Consider the following 22,276-nt stretch of genomic DNA (forward strand, 5'->3'; position numbering starts at 1 on the left):
AGGAACCGTGCACTTACAGTATCATTTCGCTCAAGACTTCTATGTTTTAAGCGTGTAATAATTTGTGCAACAGGACCTTTAACTTTCATAATTCCTCTCTATAGATCATAATTGACTATAAGTCAGTTCGTGTTGGATTACAGTACATGCAAGTTAAAAAACAGATGCAGTGGGCCGTTGTAGGTGCTGGCCCAGCCGGTATTGCCGCCGTAGGCAAACTGCTTGATAATGGTATTGATCCTGAGAGCTTATTATGGATTGATCCTCATTTTCACGTCGGCGATTTGGGGGGGCTATGGAGCAACGTGTCCAGTAACACATCAGTTGCACGTTTTAACGACTTTTTGCGCAGCACTATTTCTTTTTCTTATCACGAAGCCCCAGATTTTCCAATCAATCATCTACCATTGGACGAGACTTGCATATTGAATGAAGTAGTGCAACCTTTGCAATGGATTTCCAATAAGCTGCGTCAACAAGTGGTCAGTGTGGAAAGCCGAGTCAATCGCATGGATCTGGCCGACCGAGTCTGGACTTTGTCTACTGACACGCAAAGCTTTAAAGCACAAAATGTAATTCTGGCCACTGGCTCTGTACCGTCCTCTCTGAGTTATCCTGGTGTTGACGTCATTCCTTTTGAAACAGCTATAGACAAGGAGCGATTGTCACAAATCGTCAACAATAACGGCAGCTACGCCGTATTCGGCTCGTCTCACTCGGCCATCATCATTGTGCGGCATCTGGTCGAATTAGGTGTTAAAAAAACCATTAACTTTTACCGTTCACCCTGTCGTTATGCTATCGATATGGGGGACTGGATTTTGTTTGATAACACCGGTCTGAAAGGACAAACCGCAGCCTGGGCACGTGAACATATTGATGGCCGCTTGCCAGACAATTTGCTCCGTTACAACACGGATGAACATCATATAGCCCGCTTCCTTCCTGAATGCGACAAAGTCATATATGCTGTGGGTTTCCAGCGTCGCAACACACTGATCATCGGTGATTACGAACAGGCCGATTATAATCCCTATGTCGGCATCATCGGCCCGGGATTATTCGGTCTTGGCATTGCCTATCCGGAATTGAAAACTGATCCGTCCGGTAATGAAGAGTTACAAGTAGGTTTGTGGAAATTCATGGTCTATCTGAATCGAGTATTGCCTATTTGGTTAAAGTACAGTACTTAGAGTCAATATTTGACCTATTTTACAAGAATAAATCAAACTCAATACTTCCTAGTATCTGAATTATTAGTCATCGTAACTGGTGGACTCGTTGCTCTCGGTTCGAAGTCCACCTTACTGCAGCTTTGTTCATGATGTGAACACTGAGCATGAATATGGGGAAAGATAGGTCTAGCCCTGCTCTTTTTTCGGATCAAATCCTCTAAATCTGAATTCAATCCAAATATCCACCCGAAGAGTTAAGGTTGATAAGGTACTAACAGAGCCATAAATGCAACCAACCAAAGAACTTATCAGGCATACATTTTATAAGCTAAAGTAACAAATACTTCATTAGCAGTAATTGAGCCTTTCCAAGGTGTTGCAAAAGCAGGTGGAACATCAAAAGTATTGTTATCACTTTTATAATCACCGCCATCAAAGTAGCGATAACCTATAGCTAAATCAAAGTTGTGGGGCAGGGCAACTTCAACTCCAGCAGAGGCTTGCCATGCAAAGGATGCATTAGTTTTCTCAAATTCTGTGGCAACGGCTTGATCATCATTTGCCCGAATGGAATAAAAACGACTAATTTTATTATAACTGACGCCAAGCCCTGCACCAATAAAGGGTTGAACGGTTACACTATTCCAGGCATGCAGTACAAAACTGGGAGATACTCCTTGACCGTGAAGGTACATGTTTGCCAGGAAGGTATTGGTCTGTAAGTCAAAATAACGTGTTTTCGTACCATTAAAATTAACTGTGCCAGAGGCGGATGACGTTTGAAATTTAGAATAGGTAAAAGAAGGTCTATACGTATAATCAACATCGACACTAACTAATGGTGAAAAGTTATATCCAAAGGCTAATGAAAAAAGTGCGCTATCACCTAATGTAGCATTATATCCTTGTGGCGAATCATCCCAAAAAAGTGGATCGATCTCTAAATGAGAGGTGTTAGAAAAACTCCCTCCGCTGCCTACTTTAATATAAGCACTTCCCTTAAAAGGTTCTTCAATAGGACCCATAGTACCTGCAATTGCAATACTACTCGTTAATGCAATAATACCTGTTGCAATTTTTTTTAAAGCTGACACAGAAATATCTCCTTTTATTTCAAATTTATATTGGGTGATCTGTTCGGAAAAGTGGTTAACCTCAAGATTTCACCAGGTTGAATTTGCCCCTTGCAAATAGATGTTTAGGCAATTCTAATTAGAGTGCGACAGTATACTCAATTAACAGTGACTGATCGACGTTGTTTTTTGCTTTTATTGACATGGGATTACCTGGATGTGAGCAGTGAAGAGCAATGCCTTTATAATGAGGTGATCCCTTATTAAAAGAAATTGGCAGAATGGCTGTTTCAAAGTAAATAAAGTGGAGAGTATATTGCCATGAATCAATTTCAGGTTTTTTTACTTGAAGTTAATAATCCACTCCTTCATAGTAGGTTTTTTACATTTAGGGTACACGAATTTATGGCACGATATTTAATTATTGCAGCAAGTAGCGCCATTGGTCAGTCAGTGGTTGAACTTTTAAAAAAGCAGGGGGACGAGGTTCTGACTACAGCGCAAAGCAAGGACAAAATCATCCCGGATTTTATACTGGATGCTTCTGACTTTGATGCAGTTGATAAAGTATTTGAGCAAGCTGGCTCCCTTGATGGAGTGGTTAATTGCGCTGGCTCTTTATTACTTAAGAGTGCTCACGCGACACATTATGAGGAGTTTCAAAAGACAATCAATGCCTCCTTGACCACGTCATTTGCGGTTGTGCGTGCTGCAGGAAAGAGAATGACGACGGGCGGCTCGGTGGTGCTTATTGCCTCGGCAGCAGCCTTAACCGGATTGGCTAATCATGAGGCTATTGCTGCGGCCAAAGCGGGTGTTATTGGATTAGCGCAATCAGCAGCTGCGAGCTATGCATCGTGTAATTTACGAATCAATGTAGTAGCGCCTGGAATGGTTAAATCACCTTTGACTGATTCATTACTTAAGAATCAATTGGTTGCTAAAGCATCCACTTCCATGCATGCTTTGGGGCGAATTGGCGAGCCATCTGATGTAGCAAAGGCTATCCTGTTTTTTCTTAACCCTGAAAACAGTTGGATAACTGGACAAGTTCTGGCAGTGGATGGAGGCTTAAGCTCTGTTCGCCCTAAGCTTAAAATATAATTGATTTTCTTTTAGGACGTGCTATGACGAAATTGTGTTTTCTTTTGGGCGACCAACTGAGTGATTCAATTTCCTCACTCTCTGCAATCGACAAACAGGACGATGTGGTTTTTCTTTGCGAAGTAACGGAAGAAGCCACTTATGTTGCACATCATCCTAAAAAAATTGCTTTTTTATTTTCAGCGATGCGTCATTTTGCACAACGATTAAAAGAGCTTGGCTATCGGGTACGCTACACGAAATACGATGAGACCAGCAATACTGGTAGCTTTGAGGAGGAACTGTGTCGGGCAATACATGAAGAAAGAATTTCAGAGGTACATGTAACTCATCCCGGCGAGTGGCGTGTTCTACAAAAAATGGAAACATTAAAAAAACAAGTGTCAATTCCCCTCATCATTCATGAAGATACTCGATTTTTATGCTCGATAGACGAGTTTAACAATTGGGCAAAAGATAAAAAGCAATGGCGCATGGAGTTCTTTTACCGGATGATGCGTCAAAAGCATCATCTTCTCATGGATAATCGAGGTAAACCTGTTGGAGGGTCTTGGAACTATGATGAACAAAATCGAAAAAATGCAAATCACATTGAAACATTTCCTAAGCGTTTCGTACATCCCATAGATGAACTGACTTCAGAAGTTTTAAGTTTGGTTGAAACTGAATTTTTCAATCATTTTGGCCAATTGAAGCCGTTTAATTTTGCAGTGACTCGAGAGCAGGCTCTTGGTGAAGCCAGCTACTTTATAGAGCATTGTTTAGTCTATTTTGGTGATTACCAGGACGCCATGCGCTCCAATGAGGTTAATTTATATCACTCCAAATTATCTTTTTATTTGAATGCAGGGCTTTTATTGCCTTTAGAGTTATGCCGGATGGCCGAGGATGCTTTTAATCAGAAACTGGCACCCTTGAATGCGGTCGAAGGATTTATTCGTCAAATTTTAGGATGGCGTGAGTATGTGCGTGGCATCTATTGGCTTTTGATGCCTGCCTATGGAGAGAGAAATTATTTTAATGCTTCCAAACCTTTGCCTTCACTGTTTTGGGGAAAAGAAACTCAGATGTTTTGTATGAAAGAAGTAGTTCGACAGACGCAAGTAGAGGCCTACTCACATCATATTCAGCGTTTGATGATTACCGGGAATTTTGCCCTCTTGGCAGGCATTAATCCCAAAGAAGTATGTGAGTGGTATTTGGCTGTATATGCCGATGCTTACGAATGGGTCGAATTGCCAAACACATTGGGAATGGCGCTGTACGCAGATGGTGGTGTTATGGCAAGTAAGCCGTATGCTGCCAGTGGGAAATACATTCAAAAAATGAGCAATTTTTGTAAATCATGTATTTATAATCCCGGCGAGCTGTTGGGTGAACAAGCATGTCCATTTAATTCCCTCTATTGGAATTTTATAGGTCAACACCAAGAGCTACTTAAAAATAATCCGCGTCTTCATTATGCTTACCTGAATTGGGATAAAATGGACCAGGAAAAGAAAAAGGCAATTCTCCTTAAAGCAACTGAAGTGTTGACCTTATTAGATGCTGGGCGCTTATAAAGTCATGCCTTCAAATGAAATGAAAATAAACCTGACCAGCGATTATTAATGAATTAAATGTTATAAAATCTTCAGTCATATAAAAATAACATCTATTATCTGCCTTTTTAAAGACACCATTTAGAGTAAATATGCTACAATTATAGGGATTAATTCATGCGATTGAGGCCCTCCATGCTTGTAGAAATTCTGTCTCGCATTCAATTTGGTTTTAGTATTGGTTTTCATATTTTGTTTCCCACATTAAATCTTGGTCTTGCGGTATTTCTTGTGATTATGGAAGCAACCTGGTTGAAAACAAAAAATCCAATTTATCTCGAGATATGCAAGCTGTGGACTAAAATTTTCGCTTTGACTTTTGGAATGGGGGTAGTTTCTGGAATTGTTTTAGCCTATCAAATTGGCACTAATTTTGGACCCTTCATCACGCAGTTTGGCAACGTCCTGGGTGCTTTATTTGCTTACGAAACCTTGACCGCTTTTTTTCTCGAAGCCGGTTTTTTAGGCGTGATGCTTTTTGGTTGGAAAAGGGTTCCTCCGACGCTTCATTTTATTGCCACTCTTTTGGTAACTATTGGTACCACCGTATCTGCATTTTGGATAATGTCAGCGAATTCCTGGATGCAAACTCCTAGTGGTTATCAGTTGATTGATGGTAAATATATTGTTGATAGCTGGTGGGCCGTCGTATTTAATCCTAGTTTTATTCCGCGTTTTATTCACATGTTATTGGCCTCTTATGTGACGACTTGTTTTGTCATCATGGCTGTTGCTGGATATTATTTGTTAAGGGAGAAGTGTAACTCGGTTGCCAAAATATGCTTATCGTTTAGTTTATGGGCAGCGTTGATTTTAGTTCCCTTGCAAATAGGTGTTGGCGATATAGTGGGTATTAACGTGCATCACTATCAACCTTTAAAAACGGCGGCAATGGAAGGAGTTTGGCAGACCCAAAAAGGTGCGCCCCTTGTATTATTTGCAATTCCATCTCAAGAAAAGCAAAAAAACTTTTATGAAATTGCAGTGCCAAAACTTGCAAGCCTGATTAATACTCATGAGTGGGATGGTGAGCTTATCGGGTTGAGTTCCGTGAACTATGCTGATCAACCGCGTATGCTTCCCGTATTTTTTTCATTCCGCATTATGGTAGGTATTGGAATTTTGATGTTATTTACGGCCATAGTAGGGGTTTTTCTGTATTTAAAAGGCACTCTTTTTAAACGTCGCTGGTTTCATCGCTGGTGCCTTGCGATGGCACCATTAGGATTTATTGCCAGCATTGCGGGATGGTTAACTGCTGAAATTGGCCGACAACCTTGGGTGGTTTATAATCTTTTGAAGACAAAGGAGGCGGTATCTTCGGTAGGCTATGAAGAGGTGTTGATTTCCTTTACCTTGCTTATTCTCGCTTATGGGGTTGTTTTTGGTTTTTATCTCTATTATTTACTCAAGCTAATTGCTCATGGACCAGAGACTTTAAAAGAAGATGAAATCGAGCATCATGCATTCCAGTACATGACCGATATTCCTAAGGAGAAAAAATAATGTTGCCCTTTATTTTTGCGGTACTTCTTGGGTTTATAATTATAATGTATGTTATTCTGGATGGTTTTGATTTAGGCATTGGCATTCTCTTTCCTTTTACTTCCAATGAAAAGGAACGTGATACCATGATGAATTCCATAGCGCCAGTTTGGGATGGCAATGAAACGTGGCTCGTTTTTGGTGGAGCGATGCTTTATGGTGCATTCCCTAAAGTGTACGGGGTGCTATTACCCATTCTGTATATGCCCATCATGCTGATGTTGATTGCGTTAATATTTCGCGGTGTCAGCTTTGAGTTTCGTTTCAAGGCAAAAAAATCAAAACCCATCTGGAATTGGACCTTTTCAATCAGCTCGGTTGCTGCAACATTCTTTCAAGGCGTTATGCTAGGTGCGTTTGTCCAGGGTTTTTCTATCGATGAATCGTCAATGACTATTAATAATCCCGATTGGTTAACTCCATTTAGTCTGTCTACAGGGATTGCTTTGGTCTGTGGATACGCTCTCTTAGGAGCGACCTGGATGATTATAAAAAGCTCAGGAAGGCTTCAACGTACAATGATTCATCACGCACGAGGGCTGTTAGTATTAGTCAGTTTATTTTTGATTTTTGTAAGTATTTGGACGCCTTTACATAGTGATGAAATTTTTCATCGTTGGTATAGTGTCCCTAACGTGTTTTTGTTAAGTCCGCTACCTATGCTTGCGGCAGTTGCTATTTATCAAATTTGGAACAGCTTAAATGCGGCAAGTGAATACAAGCCATTCATTTACAGTATCGTTTTATTTTTGTGTGCTTATATTGGAATCGGGATTAGTGTTTATCCTTATTTAATTCCGCATCAGGTGACTATTTGGGAAGCTGCAGCCCCTGATTCAACGTTGATGTTTATTCTAGTTGGTGTAGTCATTATGCTTCCTATACTTCTAGCTTATACACTTTATGCGTATCATCTATTCCGAGGAAAATCGTCAGGGCACTATCATTAGAACTAATGAATGGAAGTGATTGGTTAATATCGTACCAATAAATCGAAATGCTCCTGTATTGAGAGCATTCATGATTTAGTTCCTTAATTCATTAACGCAATGACCACATTGAGATATGAAGCAAACACCAGCCAAAGTAGGTAAGGAGTTAATAACAAGGCAATGGTTTTGTGCGTTTTTTTAGCCTCGATGATTAAGATCACATTCAAACAGGTTAAACCAACAAGCCAAAGAGCACTTAGCGTAAACCAGTGTAGCCCAAAAAAAAGTGGCGTCCAGACCCAATTCATCAGCATTTGTAACGCGAAAAGAATAGTAATTTTTTTAGATGACGTTTTATTAAGGCTGGTCAACATCCAGGCAATGATTGCAAGAAGCGCATATAATAAGGTCCAAACAACTGCAAAAATAAACCCGGGTGGAGTTAAGGACGATTTATTTAGATATCGGTACCAGGGATCAATATTTGCTTGAGTTTCTAAACCCAGCATAAAGCCTATGCTTTGAAAAAGCACAATCCAAAACACTAACATCATGAGCTTATTCAGTCGCACAATCATTCCTCCAAATTTGAGTTCCTGTAGAAGCGAAATCAATTAATTTGATGTCTAAGTTATTTTCCTGTTGCTCAGCAGGAGTCCGAGAAGTTCCAATCACTTTATATCCCAGAGTAATCAGTTTGGGGGCTAGCGAATTTACGGTGAAACCAAAGTTAAAAATGAAAAAATAAGGACTCATGGGCTATTCCTTTTCTTTAATTGACTGTAATAGTCCAGAGCCTTTGAACGTGATTCGCTGTGATTAATGATGGGTTTGGGATAATTGGTTGTTCTATATATTGCTGCTGCATTTGAAGATTCCCAAGGCGCATGAATGAGATTATTATCTAATGCAACAAGCTCAGGAATCCAGCGGCGTATATAAACACCATTGGGGTCAAATTTTTGGCTTTGAAGCACTGGATTAAAAATACGAAAATAAGGTGCCGCATCGGCGCCACAACCTGCTACCCATTGCCAACTGGCGCTATTATTCGCTAAATCAGCATCAACTAAAGTATCTAAAAACCAATCAGCCCCCAATCGCCAATCAATGAATAAGCCTTTGGTGAGAAAGGAGGCGACTATCATTCTTACTCGATTGTGCATGTATCCGGTGGCCCATAGCTCCCTCATGCCAGCATCGACGATTGGGTAGCCTGTCATTCCTTTTTGCCAGCATTTTAATAATGACTCATCATTATGCCAAGGAAAGGCATCAAACTCTCTTTTAAAGTTATCATAAGGCAAGGAGGGGACATGGTAGAGTAAATAATAAGAAAACTCGCGCCAGCCAAGCTCTGATAAAAAGTGCTCCGCTCCTGCTAAATCACAGTGTGGGTTGATCTTGGCGTATTCAACGGCTCTTAAAATAGTCCAGGGACTGATTTCGCCAAAGTGTAAATGCGGGGATAGATGTGACGTGGCTTGCTTTTCGGGGATATCCCTATTTATTTTATAACCATGAAGATGGTGCGCAATGAATTCATGCAGTCGTCGTTGAGCTCCTTTCTCTCCTGGTGTCCAAAAATCAGGAAATTGTGATGCCCAATCGAGGCGTGGTAGAAGCTTCCACTCGTCAATTTCATCACTTCTAACGTCAACGGAACCTATATTATGATTATGGGAAATTAATTGTTCCGGTTGAGAACTAAGCGCTTGTCGACAGGTTTTCCAATAAGGGGTAAAGACTTTAAAAAAATCACCGGTTTTATTGCTTATGGTCCAGGGCTCATTCAATAAGCTACCATTAAAGCTAAAGACATCAACTCCAGACTCTTGAATTGTTGCTTTGATTTTTTTATCACGCTCAATACTTTTGGGTTCATAGCATCGATTCCAATAAATCGCGTCAAGTCCTACTGTGTTGATCAAGTCTAAAATGATCTCAAATGGGTTTCCCTTGCGCAGAATAAGTTGTACTCCATGTTGAGTAATTAGAGCATTGTTTAACGCCTGAAGGCTGTGATGAAGCCACCAGGCCTGTGCTTCACCAAGGACACTGTTTTTTTCATCTAGAATATAGATTGGAATCACTGTTTCGTGGTTCGTGCTCGCTTCAAAAAATGCAGGATTATCAGCCAAACGCAAATCCTGTCTAAACCAAACTAGTGCGGTACCCATGTCATCCTCATTTACTTTGTTTTGTATAGTGATTTATTTTGTGTGTTGAAGCGAAAAAGCGAGCCCTGGCTTTTAATTCCTCTAATTGGACTTGCGCATGTAAGGTGTTGAGTTGTACCTGGGTGGTCATTTGCTCGCGTTGATTGACTAAAAATAAAGTACTGTCTCCTTGATGAAACTTTTTTGATTCTCCTTGTTGCACCTTTAGCGCCAAACTTAATTCTTTTTTTAACAGGCTGACTTGTCTTCTACTTCTCTTTATGCCAATTAGCATATTTGCAAATTCATTGTTTAGTTGTTCGTACAAAAACCTCTTTTCAACTCGAACTTGGCGTAACTCGCTTTCAGCCTGGATTAGGTTTCCTTTGGCTTGTCTTTGCAACAAAGGAAATTTAAACGTTACTCCGACCATCGCTGCTTGTGGAATCAGTAATGGATAGCCTCCTGTTCCATTTTGTTTAAAGGTGTAGGCGGTTGCATCTAATTGAGGCAGGAGTTCGTTACGTGCCTGATTGCGTTTGAGCTTCATTATGTTCACATAATGGTTCAACTTTTTAATCCCTGGATGTTCTCTGAGTGATGCCTGGGTTACTGCGAAGGTGTTTGAGCTACTGGTCAAGACGGGTAAAGACGGTGCCTCAGGAATTAGTGGTTTACCCATGGAGTCTCGAAAATAAAGAGATAAATTAACGGCCGCTTGTTCAAATATCATTTGCCCTTGATTGAGTAATTGTTCTCGTTGAATGATTTGTTGTAAATTTTCACTGATGGCAAGCCGTGCTAAATCCCCTTGCTTCACCTGTTGTTCAATAGCGTGTTGACGTTTTTGTGCTAAGTGCAGGAATTGTTTAAATGTGTTTAATTGAAGGCCAGCTTCTACCCATTGCCAATAGGCTTTAATCGCTTCTTGGTAAATTTTTAATTTAACCGCTTCAGTATCTTGTTTCTTCATGAGCATCAATTGAGCAGAAGACAGTAATCCGGTTCGATCCTTATCAATTAATCGGTCGCGAAGCAAGGGAAGAGATAAACCTGCTCTATATTCCCCACCGGAGTTTGTCAAATAGTTTTGATAGTAAATTGGCCAGTTGCCTTCTCCATTACGATAGCCTGCAAAAAGCTTCACGCCATTATAAAGAGTTGGGATGGTGAGTTGCGTATCGCCATAATTATTAATATAACCACCTGCGGGTTGAGAGCGAGTACTCGCTTCCAATGCCGGGTCAAATTGTCCTTTTGCATTGATAAACGCACCGCTGGCTTTTGCTACTTCAAGACGAGCTATTCTTACCTGAGGGTAATGAGTGTCGATGCTTTGCAATACTTCTATTAAACTTAATTCTTGTGTTTTAGGAGAGGCATAGGACACTGAATACCCCAACAGGGCGATTAGCCCGATAAGAATATTGAATAACCCACGTAACTCTGATGTCCTCATGAACTCGCCCTTTGTGCTAAGCTTTCAGGAGGAAAGCCGTTAAATTGACGCCATAATTCATACCACAAGGGTACTTCGCCTAATTGCACCCAGCCATGTACACGCACTCCTTGTCTTAAAAAAGTTGGATCAGGCCAGGGCTCATCAGGGACAATCACGGCGCGAAATAACCCCATGCCATTATCTGTAGGATCGATAAAGGCCACTTTCCCACCAAAAGTACCTACGGCGATTTGTGGCCAACCTCTAAATTGAATTGCAGGCCATCCCTCAAATTGAAGACGCGCTTTTTGATTCAGATGAACGAATGGAATGTCATTGCCATCAATCCAAAGCGCTACCGCTCTTGATTCGGTTACAGGTATAATCTCTGCTAATATTTCTCCTTCTTTCACTACGACGCTTTGTTGTCCCGTTAGGCGTTTAAATATCACTCCTGGGACATGGGCTTTGATCAGTTGGGTTTGCTGTCTGGCAATGCGAACATCGATACTGATCTTATCAATATTGGCTTGAGCTAATTCGTTTTGGTATTTGGCGTATTCAATTTGAGCTAATTCGTATTGACGTTTTGAGTTGATGCCTTGTTGGTACAAGTTCTTTTGGCGTTCAACATTAGCTTTCCCTGCGATTAATGATTGCTGCGCGGCTTCTATCCGAAGCAAAATGGCTTTCTTTTCTAGCTCCAATCGTTTGAGTAACTCTGGGTCGTTGTCAGTAATCTCTACAATCGGGTCGCCCGTTTTAACATGGACACCTTCGTCAACGTACCATTTTTTAATTCTGCCATAAATAGGTGAATTGACGGTATGCAGTCGCTCCGAGGGTGAAAAAGCAATGACTTTGCCGCTTCCAAGGGCAAATTGTTGCCAGGGGGTAAAGCTTAAAAATAAAATTAAAATCAGGAGTACTAAAAAAATAATCTTGGCTATTTTGCGTGGATTGGGCAATTTGCCAATCATTTGATAGGCGTGTAACTTCATGAGAGCACCAAGCGGTTAGATAGTGGAATAAGATTTGGGTATTGAGTGATTGTAATCAAAAGTGTCTTATTGAGTGTTGCTAAATGGAGAAGCAGGAACTCAATGTTTTTTGTGGTCAGCCTATCAAAGATACGATCAATTATAATAAGCTGCGGTTTTGCAATTATCGCACGAATCACCATGAGTTGTATGAGCTCAAGTTCAGTGAACACTTGCTCCCAATCATAAATCATGCTTTTTAAGCCATTAGGTTGGCTCATGATTTTATCCATCAGCCCAAAGGATTTGAACAGCTCTTTGAGTTGCTGTACGGAAAAGGAGGGTTGATTGAGGCGTAGATTGTCATAAATGCTGCCAGAAAACCATTCTTTATCTCTAAGTAACAGGGTGTGGTCACGAAGAGATCGCCTGTATTCTTCATTACACAGGGTCTCGTTGATATACACTTTGAGGTCAGTACTATTTTTAAAACCCAAAATAAAATCGGTAACTGAATCTTGTTTTTGTGTTTCATTCACGCAAATAACCAGAGGATTTTCAGGGGTACTCGATGCTTTTTCCTGATTTTGAGTTATTAGCGTGATGTTTTTTATGGGAAGTATAAGTTCGCTTAACTCGGTGTTAATAGGTTGCGTTGGGAGATTTAAGACCATGTCAATTTTGTGCTCTGAGGCAACTAAGTCGTAATAATTCTCCAAAAGAACACTAAAACGTTTAAAAGCGTAGATTAACGCGCCGAGCACAATCTCTGCTGCAACCAGCTGACCTAAACTTAATTGGTTATTAATCACGAGATAGCCTCCCAACCCGAGTAAGAGACTACTGGCGATTGCCGAGAGGAGATAAAAACCAATTTGATGTTTAATGAGTTGTTTAAAATGAATATTGCGTGCTTTTAAAAATGAAATTAATCGCTTATCCGTTTGCTGGGTTGCGTACTGATGATAACGATTAAAGCGAAATAAATAACGATTGGTAAGCAACTCCTCCAGCCACGCACCTATTTGATGTTTTTCAGCGCATTCTTTTTCGGCGCTTGCGAGTCCTTTACGATAAGGTAAAAATACAATCAAAATAATACTTAATATAATGAATCCATCAAATACGAGAAAGAGTGGATGATAAAAAAGAAGCAAGATCAAACCAAAAAACAGCTGCAAACTTAAATTCACTCCATAAAGTAAAAGACTTGCTAAGGCCTTGTTTATGGTGACCACTTCGAAAAAACGATTAACAAGCTCCGGCCCATGATGTGAAGAAAAATTATCTAATGATAAATGGGTAAATTGACGGGTTAGGCTAAGACTTATTTTAACCATTAATTTCTGTTGAATGACTTCGATGATAATGCTTTGCCATATATTTAAAGCTCCTAGCGCAATCATTAAGACAAGCACCATGATACTTAGGGTTACCACTGGCTGAAGCAATTTTCCAAAAGCAATCAGATTAACTAAAGTTTGAGCAGCAATAGGAATACTTAAGGTAAGTAGGCTCACGATGACGCTTATCATGACTATTGATGCAATGGTGGCTTTATCTAATACCTCAACAATCGAATTCATTTCTTGTTTCATTAGAGTCCTCGAATCCATTTCTTATTGTTTTAATTTATCCATGATAAAAAATTCCAGAGAATCAATTGCTTTATTCGCCACTTCTTTTTTAATTAATGACACATGGATGTCTTTTAAAGAAGGTAAGAAATAATCATCCAGTTTATCCAGATAATTAGGAATCATACTGCGTTGTATGGCTGTAATTCCCAAGCCGGCTCGAACTGCTGCCATTTTACCCGCGTAACTTGGGCTACTAAATGCCAAGCGCCATTTTAAGTGATGATGATTGAGTGACTCAATGACGTTGCCGCGATAGACACAGGGAGTAGGTGAAAGAATCAGTGGAATGGTTGTTTTTTCATTAAGAATGGGAAGTAAATCCTTTTTCCCCACCCATTCCACGGGTTCATTCCAAACATTGACACCTTCAGTTATTTGTTTTTGTTCAGTGGTTTTTATCAGGATTAAATCAAATTCGTCTTGATGAAATCGTTCAATTAAATTCAAGGTTAAATCACACTCTACATTGAGCATGATTCTGGGGTGAAGTCTTGAAAACTCAACCAAGACCTCGGAAAGCATCATAGAGGCAAAGTCCTCTGGCAATCCAAAACGAAGTTCGCCCTGAAGTTCCGGCGTTTTAAATCGATCTAGGGATTCACGATGCAGCTCATAAATTCGTTTGGCGTAACTTAAGAAAAGCTCCCCATCTGGGGTTAAGGACAGTTCACGCCCACGGGTAATTAACTGTTTTTCAATTAAATTTTCAAGTTTAGCAATTTGCTGGCTTATTGCTGATTGAGTTCGGCCCACGCGTGCGGCAGCTTTAGTGAAGCTTTGCGTATCCGCCACCGCTAAAAAGCATTGTAAGGTTACTGTATCTAGTGACATTAGAATCCCTAATAGAAAACATAATTATTTTTAATTTCACTTATATCAGTATATCTAATATATTTTCATTGTAGCAAAACAATTTCTAATGGGGAATGATGTGAATACTCTAGTTCTACTTTTTTTATTAATGATGTTAGCCTGCCCGATCATAGCGCTTGTCGTCAACTGCACTTTAATCACTCGACCAATCATTGCAGCGCGCATTGCGGGTTATTGTATCGGAATGGGGTTTTTGATGGGGGTAGGGCTACTTTCTTATATATCCTTATCACAAAATCCTACAGTGTATTTATTAATCAGTCTCAATACGCTGACCCTTTTATTATGCAGTTTAGTGCTTTTGGTCAGTTTTGTCGTGCATCGATTTTCATTAAGGTACATGCATGGGGATAGACTCTACAGACGCTTTTTTCTTCTTTTATCGGCAGTGACATTAGCAACGCTGCTCATGGTTCTCGCTGATAATTTATTTTTATTCTGGAGCGCTTGGTCGCTTTCTAATGTATTTCTAGTACTTTTGATGGTGCATAAGAAAGAATGGATAGCTTCCAAAAACGCTGGGCTTTTAGCCTTTTATACGCTTGCATCAGGTAGTGCCTGCTTACTGGCTGCCTTTATTCTTTTAAGTCTAGGTTACTCGACGAATTCTATTGAGGCACTGACTCAGCTATCCAATCCAATGCAATGGTCATTACTTTCTCTATCCCTGAGTCTTATCTTGGTCGCGGCATTAACTCAGTCTGGAATAGTTCCTTTTCATCGTTGGCTTATCAGTTCGTTGAATTCCCCAACCCCAGTCTCTGCTTTAATGCACGCAGGTCTTGTTAACGGCGGAGGAATTCTCCTCGTTAAATTTGCACCACTGATGATGCTTTATCCTGGTTTGCTCACTGTATTGTTTCTAGTCGGTTCCATATCCGCCTTACTGGGTACTGTTTGGAAATTGATGCAGCATGATGTAAAAAAAATGTTAGCGTGCTCCACCATGGCGCAAATGGGTTTTATGATGATGCAATGTGGTGTAGGTTTATTTGCTGCGGCCATCGCTCATCTTTGTTGGCATGGGTTATTCAAAGCCTATCTTTTTTTAAGTTCAGGCTCCGCGGTGAAACAAAAAAAATCAGTGATTAATGTTTCGCAAACCTCCCCAATGGTGCTCATTATTGCTCTTGCTGGTGGCATGGTCGCGATGACTTCCTTTGCTTTTGTCACTAATAAGATGATTTCATTGTATGAGGCCAGTGCCTTTGTCTTGTTCTTTGCTTTCATTGGTGGATCGCAACTCATGCTCACTTGGGTTCGCAGTCACCAAGGCGCTTTTAGTTTGGTATCAGGGCTAGTACTCACTTTATTTTCTGGTCTGATGTATGGCGCAAGCATTCAACTTATTCAGTGGTTGATTCCGAGTATATCCATACTACAGGCACCCCAATTGTCGTTAATCCATTGGACCGTAATGATTTTATTTGGTGCCTTCTGGGCAGTATTTAATCTTGGAATACATCAAAGAATCGGTCAATCAAAACCAGGCTGTTGGCTTTACATGAATTTGTTTAACGCAAGCCAGCCTTCCAGAAAAACGGTTACTGCTTTACGAAACGATTACAACTACTAAACGTATGAAGGGGTATTTATGACTACTGCAAAAATATTATCGAAACAAGATAGAGAAAATAAGGCAGTTAAAAAAACAGGAATGATCTATTATCCGGCAAAAAATAAAGACCTTGAAATACAGGCTTTGGTGCACAATGCCGCCAAATGTATCGCGCCAGTCTGGCCGCTTGAGACTTTTATTGCTTGCAATCCATTACAAGGGTTTGAAGCACAATCATTTGAAGAGGCTTTGGCTCAAGGTGCATTTAGGCGCCAAAGAGCCGAGCGTAACCTGCAACTCGAAGAAGTTAATCTGCAAATGATTAAATGGTGTGGCGGCTTTTTTGATGCAGGACAAGGCAGTATTGATATGCCCCATCGTGAGAAAGGTTTTTATTTAGGATTCTTAAAACTAGCTTATTTTGATAAGCAATTGCACCACAATAAAAAACAAGCAAAAGACTTTCTGCAGCAATTACCTGAATCGGCAGAAGAGGCACTTAAAATGTGTATGCACATACTTCATGTTCCTCGAGGGCAGGAAGAAGCCTTTCTGTCGCAAACACTTCGCTATTTACCGGGGTGGGCAGGGTTTGTGAAATGGAAAACGGATTGGCAGAATTCAAACAAATCAGAAGAAATGCACGTCACTCTCACCGATTTTCTTGCCGTACGCCTGGTGTTAACGTGCATCCTTTGGCCTGATGCGGCGAAAGAGAAAAAAAGCATGGGCGATGGTTCTTTGGTTAAAAAAGTGCTGGCGAAATTAGAAAGTAATGAAGATTCCTATCGGCATAAACTATTAAGTCTGCTTGTGCCAGAAGTAAAGAAAGGAGAAGAACATCTTCCGCGCAGAAGTGCTCAGTTGGTTTTTTGTATTGATGTTCGTTCTGAGCCATTTCGCCGCGCTATAGAGTCTTTAGGCGCTTATGAAACTCTTGGTTTTGCCGGATTTTTTGGACTTCCTGTGCGTATCGATGAATTTGATACCAATAAAAATAAAGAGTGTTGTCCGGTCTTATTAAAACCGAAATATGCGATTAAAGAAATGCCGGCTGCTGCTAATAATGACGATTTTGAGCGTTATCAGCGAGGTAAGTCATTCATTAATCGTTGTAAAAACCTTTATACGCAACTCAAGTACAATGTGTCTACACCTTTTGCCTTAGTGGAGTCTTTAGGGCTTTGGTGTGGTTTGAATATGATTTTCAAATCATTATCACCCGAATTAAGTCATCGTTCAGTATCAGCCATCACCGGTTGGCTGAAACCTAATATTCCGACCAAAGTGGCTTATGAATTAAGTGAAACGGATGCGGAACAAGGTTTGTCCTTGCAAGAGCAGATTCGTTATGCTGAAACAGTATTGCGCCTCATGGGGCTAACTTCAGGTTTTGCAAAACTCATTATTCTCTGTGGTCATGGAAGTACTACCGAAAACAATCCTTATGCTTCAGCTCTGGATTGCGGCGCCTGCGGTGGGAATCATGGCGGTATAAATGCTCGCCTATTGGCATCCATTCTCAATAAACGTGAGGTTCGACGAGGACTGGAAGACTGTGGCATGCACATTCCTTTGGATACAGTATTTTACGGAGCACTCCATAATACAACTACGGATTCAGTCACCCTTTATACGGAAGACACAGCAAAACCCATTTATCCTGAACTTCTTAGTCAACTTCACGACGATTTAAAAGAAGCAAAACTTATAACCAATCAAGAACGCGGAGTGAAATTAGATCGTAGCACTCCTCATCAAGACATCACTAGAAGAAGTTTGGACTGGTCTGAGACACGACCTGAATGGGGATTAGCACGAAATGCTGCCTTTATTGTGGGCCCCCGCCATCTGACAAAAAATATCTCTCTTGATGGTCGATGTTTCTTACATTCCTATCGTTTTGAACAGGATACTGACGGAGCATTGCTCGAGACTATCCTGACCGCACCCATGGTAGTGGCTGAATGGATAAATACCCAATATTTATTTTCTACATTGGATAATGTTGCCTTTGGAAGTGGAAGCAAGATTACCCACAACGTGGTTGGAACCATTGGCGTGATGCAGGGCAATGGAAGTGATCTCATGCATGGTCTTCCTCTGCAATCGGTCATGAGCTCTGATAAGGAAGCCTATCATGAGCCACAGCGTTTATTGACACTTGTTTATGCCCCAAAAGAGATGGTTTCTCGGGTGATTGAACAACACGCCATCCTAAAAACCTTATTTTTTAACCAATGGGTGCACTTGGTCGTTATCGACCCGAAGTGTCAAGGTGTTTATCAACTCAACCAATCTGGTGAGTGGAATTTTGTAGAATAATAGCGAGGAAAAAAAGATGAGTGTGATTAAAGTTCAAGAACGAAAAGATATTGGGATTAACCTACATCCAATGAAAAAAATTGAGATTATTGTTGCAGGAGAACATGAACATCTGATTACTTCTATGATGGAAGAAGCATCTGTTACCGGATTTACACTGATAAGAAATGTTTCTGGAAAAGGTCATCATGGTTTTCATGAAGGAAAAATGATGTTTAATGACAAATCCTCATTAGTCTTATTTATCGCAGTTGCACCTGAAGAAGTGATCGTAACCCTGGCTTTAGGTATGAAAACCTTGTTTCAGAACGAGTCTGGGGTGATGTTTGTTTCCGATGTTTCGGTTGCAAGGCTTGATTATTTTCACATTATGAATACTTAATTATGTACTATAAAAATCAGAATGTTCTATTAGCATCCAAGCATGAAAAGGAGCAAGCAATCGCGGCACCTTTTATGACCAGATTATCGTGCACTTTGAATGTGCACGATTTTGATACCGATCAGTTTGGGACGTTTACGGGAGAGATTGCACGGACTCTGAGCCCCTATGAAACGTGCCTCTTAAAGGCTAAAACAGCTGCACAACGTTATGATTACAGGCTTGCTGTAGCCTCTGAGGGAAGTTTTGGGCCTCATCCCGCTTTTCCTTTTGTACCAAGCGATCATGAGTTGATGGTGTTTATTGATAGAGAACATGATTGGATTATTGCAGAGCAACTCGTAAGTCAAAAAACAAATTATGCGATGATAACGGTTAACAAGAATACAGATATTGATGCTTTTCTTAAGCAAATTCAATTTCCATCGCATGCTCTGACTCTACAAGCACGATCGGATAACCATGTTGTTGCTAAAGGTATTAACGATTTTGATGCCTTAACTGATTATTTAACAGTTGGCTTTAAATTCGAAAAGGAGCTTGTTTTAACAACCGATATGCGGGCTATGATGAATCCCACCCGAATGGAAGTGATAGGCGAGTTAGCCGATAAATTAGCGTTAAGGATTGCAAGCCTTTGTGTTCGATGTTCTTGTCCTGGGTTTGGATTTAAATCAACTCGTGGCACACTTCCTTGTTCTTTTTGTGGTTCTCCAACTTCACTTTATGAAGAAGAGGTGTGGGGGTGTATTAATTGCGAACATCAGGAGTATAAAAGACGAAGAGATGATGTGTTAAAAGCAGATCCTGCTTATTGCTATTATTGTAATCCGTAATGAGTGTGCTTCTTTCTAATCCTCTTCCACTCCTGGAATTATATCGATGGTCCAATTAACAATATTGCTCTGCAGTATCTTATGCAATATCATAACCCTCGAAACAGCAATTAGCTTCTTGTGGAACTGATTAATATGCTGAATTTAAAGGGTTTTTTATCGGATTAAATAGATTTTTCAAAGGGATAATTAATGAAAAAAAACATATGTTTATTGAGTTTAATGGCATCGACTTCAGTTTTTTCTGGAACAATGGGACCAATATCTACAGTTATTAGTCCTAAAGAAAACCTGTATGTTGGGGTTGGGGTTGGCGCAACTTTTAATAGTGATAAATTATCGGTAACTAATACCATTTCTCGTCGAAATTCGACAGTTACGTCTACTCATGATCATGCTCAAGGCAATCTATTTATAGGTGCAGGCCACACATTTATGAATAATTTATATTTAGGTGTTGAAGCCAATACCTATTTCCCGCATCGTGTGGTTAGCTATAATTATCCAGGCGTTACTTTTACAACCCAGCGCTTTGACGTTAATTTTTTAAGTCAGGACTATTTAGGCTTGGATTTACTTCCGGGTTATCGATTTAATCCAAGTTTATTAGTTTATGGCCGAGCTGGTCTTGCTTTTAGAGATACCACTTTAAATCGTGATGCAACAAATACCGTAAATCCATATTATCATGCACGTGATCAAGTTGGTGGTCGATTTGGCGCTGGCTTAGCTTATGCGCTTATATCACATCTCTCAGCAGCTTTGGACTATAATTACACCTATTACCCGACACTTTCTACTCTAAATAGTCAATATAATGGACTATATGACATTAAAAGCCATGGCAACTATGTTGGTGTATCATTAGTTTATACAAGTTAATTTAATTTAAATATATCCTGGCTTACACGTTGTTGCATCAAGGCCACAATATTAAGTTCGGGCTATCTAATGTAGCCCGGATGTAATCCGGGAATTCATGAGCGTAGCGAATTCATTAAATCAATTTTTGACCTTATTATTCGCTACACGCTGTTCCAGTGTTTGAACGTTTTTTTACTCATCGCCAATAGAACGAATGACTTGAGCTGGATTTCCACCGACAAGGGTATTGGGGGGAACATTTTTGGTAACTACAGAACCAGCAGCGACAACCGAGTTTTCACCTACAGTGACACCACCAACAATAATTGCACCTGTGGCTATCCAGACGTTTTTCTCAATCACGATGGGCTTTCCGATTGTGGTTGTCCGGCGTTGAGATGGTTCAAGAGCATGGCTAGCCGTGATGATGCTCACGTTGGGTCCAATCATCACATCATCTGCTATGTGGAGCCCACCAAGATCATAGAACGTACAGTTCTGATTTATGAAGACATTTCTTCCGATGTGAATTTCATTGCCACCAGCGGTATAAAAGGGGGGTATCAGTAAAAAATTATCGTCTACTTGTTTACCTATGAGTTCACTAAACAACGCACGAATTTTATGGGGATCATTAAATGTTAAGCAATTTAGCTTGGCAGTGATTGCCATCGCTTTCTGAGTATTTGTCAACATGGCAGCTGATTCCTGGGTGTTGCTGCGGATTATCCTGGTATTTTTTTCATTCGACATGGGTAATTCCTTACAACCTTAATAAAGCCTTTTAATTTATCTGCATTGCGTCCAGAAGTGAGTTTTGAGTATTTTGTAACACAGTGTAATTACTCAATTTTATGGGTTATCCCATAAGGACTTGAACCCGTGATCTACGGTTTATAAGTGCTGATCCCTTTAAATAACTTATTGATTTTAAATTAATAATTTTCAATAGTATATCACTAAAAATGTCATGCAAAGTATCATGGTGTCGTACTCAAACATGCAAATCTCAGGCATGAGGAGTTTTGGCATTTTAGCAATTTCATAGGCACAGTGTGCTGGAGTTTATAATAAATCATCGGCTTCTGGAAATTCGGGGCCGATCCCTATAGCTGCTAAATCCAGATCAGGGCTACGTCAGTTGATTAAAAATTAACAATTCAAGGCCTTACTCTGGCCCTCATGTCATGAGTCAAGATCGGCTTATTTAATAAGAACCTTGGGAGGCAATATTGACATTTCTTGCCCATTTGATAGTGGAGGGACTTTATAACTGATACAACGATTTACCTGCATACTCTGGCCAAATTCAAGATAGCAAGTAATCATATCACCAGCGGGGTTATAGATAATTAAATCCGACTCACCTGGGCAATCGCCTGTAATGCGTAGTTTATAGTGTAGTGGATTTGGAACGTCCTGATTGAATACATCGGCTACACATTTCACCAGTTGAATACCATCGGTCTTGGTTGGACCCTTATAGCAATTTTTTACAACATTCAGTACCAGATTCAACAGCTCGCGAGAGTATTCAGGGGCTTTTTCTGGCGTGGCCTCTGTAACAGCATAAGCCTGTGTATTAAAATTAAAAAGGCACCCAATACTAAATACAATAATTCTAAAGAGCATCATTATCTCTGAATGTCGAATTTATTTAATTATAGATTATATATAATTGTTTGTTCTAATATTCGGGTGTGTTGACAATTTTAGCCTGGTTGCTTGCAACCAGGATGTCGCATATTGTCCTAATTTTTCTGGTAGTGAAAAGCAAAAGACACGATC

At 40.2% G+C, this 22,276-nt stretch carries 20 protein-coding genes; 10 read left to right on the forward strand and 10 right to left on the reverse strand.

Annotation, left to right across the window (positions count from 1 at the left end; all coding sequences use genetic code 11):
- Positions 1-146: 146 nt before the first annotated feature.
- Positions 147-1,193 (forward strand): FAD-dependent oxidoreductase, encoded by a 1,047-nt coding sequence (locus Lqua_RS12045; protein ID WP_058474537.1) that lies wholly within the window; start codon positions 147-149, stop codon positions 1,191-1,193.
- Between the two features lie 290 nt (positions 1,194-1,483).
- On the opposite strand, the gene Lqua_RS12050 is transcribed toward Lqua_RS12045, so the two are convergent.
- Positions 1,484-2,269, reverse strand: a complete 786-nt coding sequence (locus Lqua_RS12050; protein WP_058474538.1) for an outer membrane protein — start codon at positions 2,267-2,269, stop codon at positions 1,484-1,486.
- Between the two features lie 384 nt (positions 2,270-2,653).
- Here Lqua_RS12050 and Lqua_RS12055 point away from each other — a divergent pair, with 384 nt between their 5' ends.
- The 4 genes from Lqua_RS12055 (at position 2,654) to cydB (ending at position 7,448) form a co-directional block, all read left to right on the forward strand.
- A complete protein-coding gene (locus Lqua_RS12055; RefSeq protein WP_058474735.1) occupies positions 2,654-3,352 on the forward strand; it encodes an SDR family NAD(P)-dependent oxidoreductase in 699 nt (232 codons plus the stop codon).
- Between the two features lie 23 nt (positions 3,353-3,375).
- The gene (locus Lqua_RS12060) at positions 3,376-4,914 is read left to right on the forward strand and encodes a cryptochrome/photolyase family protein (RefSeq protein WP_058474539.1); all 1,539 of its coding nucleotides are present in this window, start codon (positions 3,376-3,378) and stop codon (positions 4,912-4,914) included.
- Positions 4,915-5,088: 174 nt separating this feature from the next.
- Positions 5,089-6,459, forward strand: a complete 1,371-nt coding sequence (locus tag Lqua_RS12065; protein ID WP_058474540.1) for a cytochrome ubiquinol oxidase subunit I — start codon at positions 5,089-5,091, stop codon at positions 6,457-6,459.
- The gene (gene cydB / locus Lqua_RS12070; RefSeq protein ID WP_058474541.1) at positions 6,459-7,448 is read left to right on the forward strand and encodes a cytochrome d ubiquinol oxidase subunit II; all 990 of its coding nucleotides are present in this window, start codon (positions 6,459-6,461) and stop codon (positions 7,446-7,448) included. The genes Lqua_RS12065 and cydB overlap by 1 nt, the downstream gene beginning before the upstream one ends.
- A gap of 83 nt (positions 7,449-7,531) precedes the next feature.
- On the opposite strand, the gene Lqua_RS12075 is transcribed toward cydB, so the two are convergent.
- From Lqua_RS12075 to Lqua_RS12105, 7 genes are read right to left on the reverse strand one after another with little or no spacing between them, the layout of a single operon-like run.
- Complete coding sequence (locus Lqua_RS12075; protein ID WP_058474542.1) at positions 7,532-8,008, reverse strand: TspO/MBR family protein; 477 nt, start codon at positions 8,006-8,008, stop codon at positions 7,532-7,534.
- Entirely contained in the window at positions 7,989-8,186 is a 198-nt protein-coding gene (locus Lqua_RS12080; RefSeq protein ID WP_058474543.1) for a hypothetical protein, read from the reverse strand. Before Lqua_RS12080 ends, Lqua_RS12075 begins: the two co-directional genes overlap by 20 nt.
- Positions 8,183-9,610 carry a cryptochrome/photolyase family protein gene (locus tag Lqua_RS12085; protein WP_058474544.1) on the reverse strand — a complete coding sequence of 476 codons (1,428 nt, stop codon included), beginning with the start codon at positions 9,608-9,610 and terminating at the stop codon, positions 8,183-8,185. The genes Lqua_RS12080 and Lqua_RS12085 overlap by 4 nt, the downstream gene beginning before the upstream one ends.
- Before the next feature lie 7 nt (positions 9,611-9,617).
- Positions 9,618-11,048, reverse strand: a complete 1,431-nt coding sequence (locus tag Lqua_RS12090; RefSeq protein WP_058474545.1) for a TolC family protein — start codon at positions 11,046-11,048, stop codon at positions 9,618-9,620.
- Complete coding sequence (locus Lqua_RS12095; RefSeq protein WP_058474546.1) at positions 11,045-12,031, reverse strand: HlyD family secretion protein; 987 nt, start codon at positions 12,029-12,031, stop codon at positions 11,045-11,047. The genes Lqua_RS12090 and Lqua_RS12095 overlap by 4 nt, the downstream gene beginning before the upstream one ends.
- A complete protein-coding gene (locus Lqua_RS12100; RefSeq protein WP_115148780.1) occupies positions 12,028-13,608 on the reverse strand; it encodes an ABC transporter transmembrane domain-containing protein in 1,581 nt (526 codons plus the stop codon). The genes Lqua_RS12095 and Lqua_RS12100 overlap by 4 nt, the downstream gene beginning before the upstream one ends.
- Positions 13,609-13,629: 21 nt before the next feature.
- Positions 13,630-14,481 (reverse strand): LysR substrate-binding domain-containing protein, encoded by an 852-nt coding sequence (locus Lqua_RS12105; protein ID WP_058474547.1) that lies wholly within the window; start codon positions 14,479-14,481, stop codon positions 13,630-13,632.
- Between the two features lie 100 nt (positions 14,482-14,581).
- Between Lqua_RS12105 and Lqua_RS12110 the strand changes: the two genes are divergently transcribed.
- From Lqua_RS12110 to Lqua_RS12130, 5 genes are all read left to right on the forward strand, one after another.
- Positions 14,582-16,099 carry a proton-conducting transporter transmembrane domain-containing protein gene (locus Lqua_RS12110; protein ID WP_058474548.1) on the forward strand — a complete coding sequence of 506 codons (1,518 nt, stop codon included), beginning with the start codon at positions 14,582-14,584 and terminating at the stop codon, positions 16,097-16,099.
- 18 nt (positions 16,100-16,117) lie between these two features.
- Positions 16,118-18,406, forward strand: a complete 2,289-nt coding sequence (locus tag Lqua_RS12115) for a DUF2309 domain-containing protein (protein ID WP_058474549.1) — start codon at positions 16,118-16,120, stop codon at positions 18,404-18,406.
- 16 nt (positions 18,407-18,422) lie between these two features.
- Positions 18,423-18,788, forward strand: coding sequence for a P-II family nitrogen regulator (locus Lqua_RS12120; protein WP_058474550.1), 366 nt, complete (start codon positions 18,423-18,425; stop codon positions 18,786-18,788).
- Positions 18,789-18,790: 2 nt separating this feature from the next.
- On the forward strand, positions 18,791-19,624 hold the full coding sequence (locus tag Lqua_RS12125) for a DUF6671 family protein (RefSeq protein ID WP_058474551.1): 834 nt from the start codon (positions 18,791-18,793) through the stop codon (positions 19,622-19,624).
- 192 nt (positions 19,625-19,816) lie between these two features.
- A complete protein-coding gene (locus Lqua_RS12130) occupies positions 19,817-20,506 on the forward strand; it encodes an outer membrane protein (protein WP_058474552.1) in 690 nt (229 codons plus the stop codon).
- A gap of 174 nt (positions 20,507-20,680) precedes the next feature.
- Here the strand turns inward: Lqua_RS12130 and Lqua_RS12135 are convergent, their stop codons facing one another.
- A complete protein-coding gene (locus Lqua_RS12135; RefSeq protein ID WP_058474553.1) occupies positions 20,681-21,241 on the reverse strand; it encodes a sugar O-acetyltransferase in 561 nt (186 codons plus the stop codon).
- A 450-nt stretch (positions 21,242-21,691) separates the two neighbouring features.
- Positions 21,692-22,123, reverse strand: a complete 432-nt coding sequence (locus Lqua_RS12140; protein WP_133141032.1) for a hypothetical protein — start codon at positions 22,121-22,123, stop codon at positions 21,692-21,694.
- Positions 22,124-22,276: the final 153 nt, after the last annotated feature.

The sequence above is a fragment of the Legionella quateirensis genome, assembly GCF_001467955.1.
Classification (GTDB): Bacteria; Pseudomonadota; Gammaproteobacteria; order Legionellales; family Legionellaceae; genus Legionella; species Legionella quateirensis.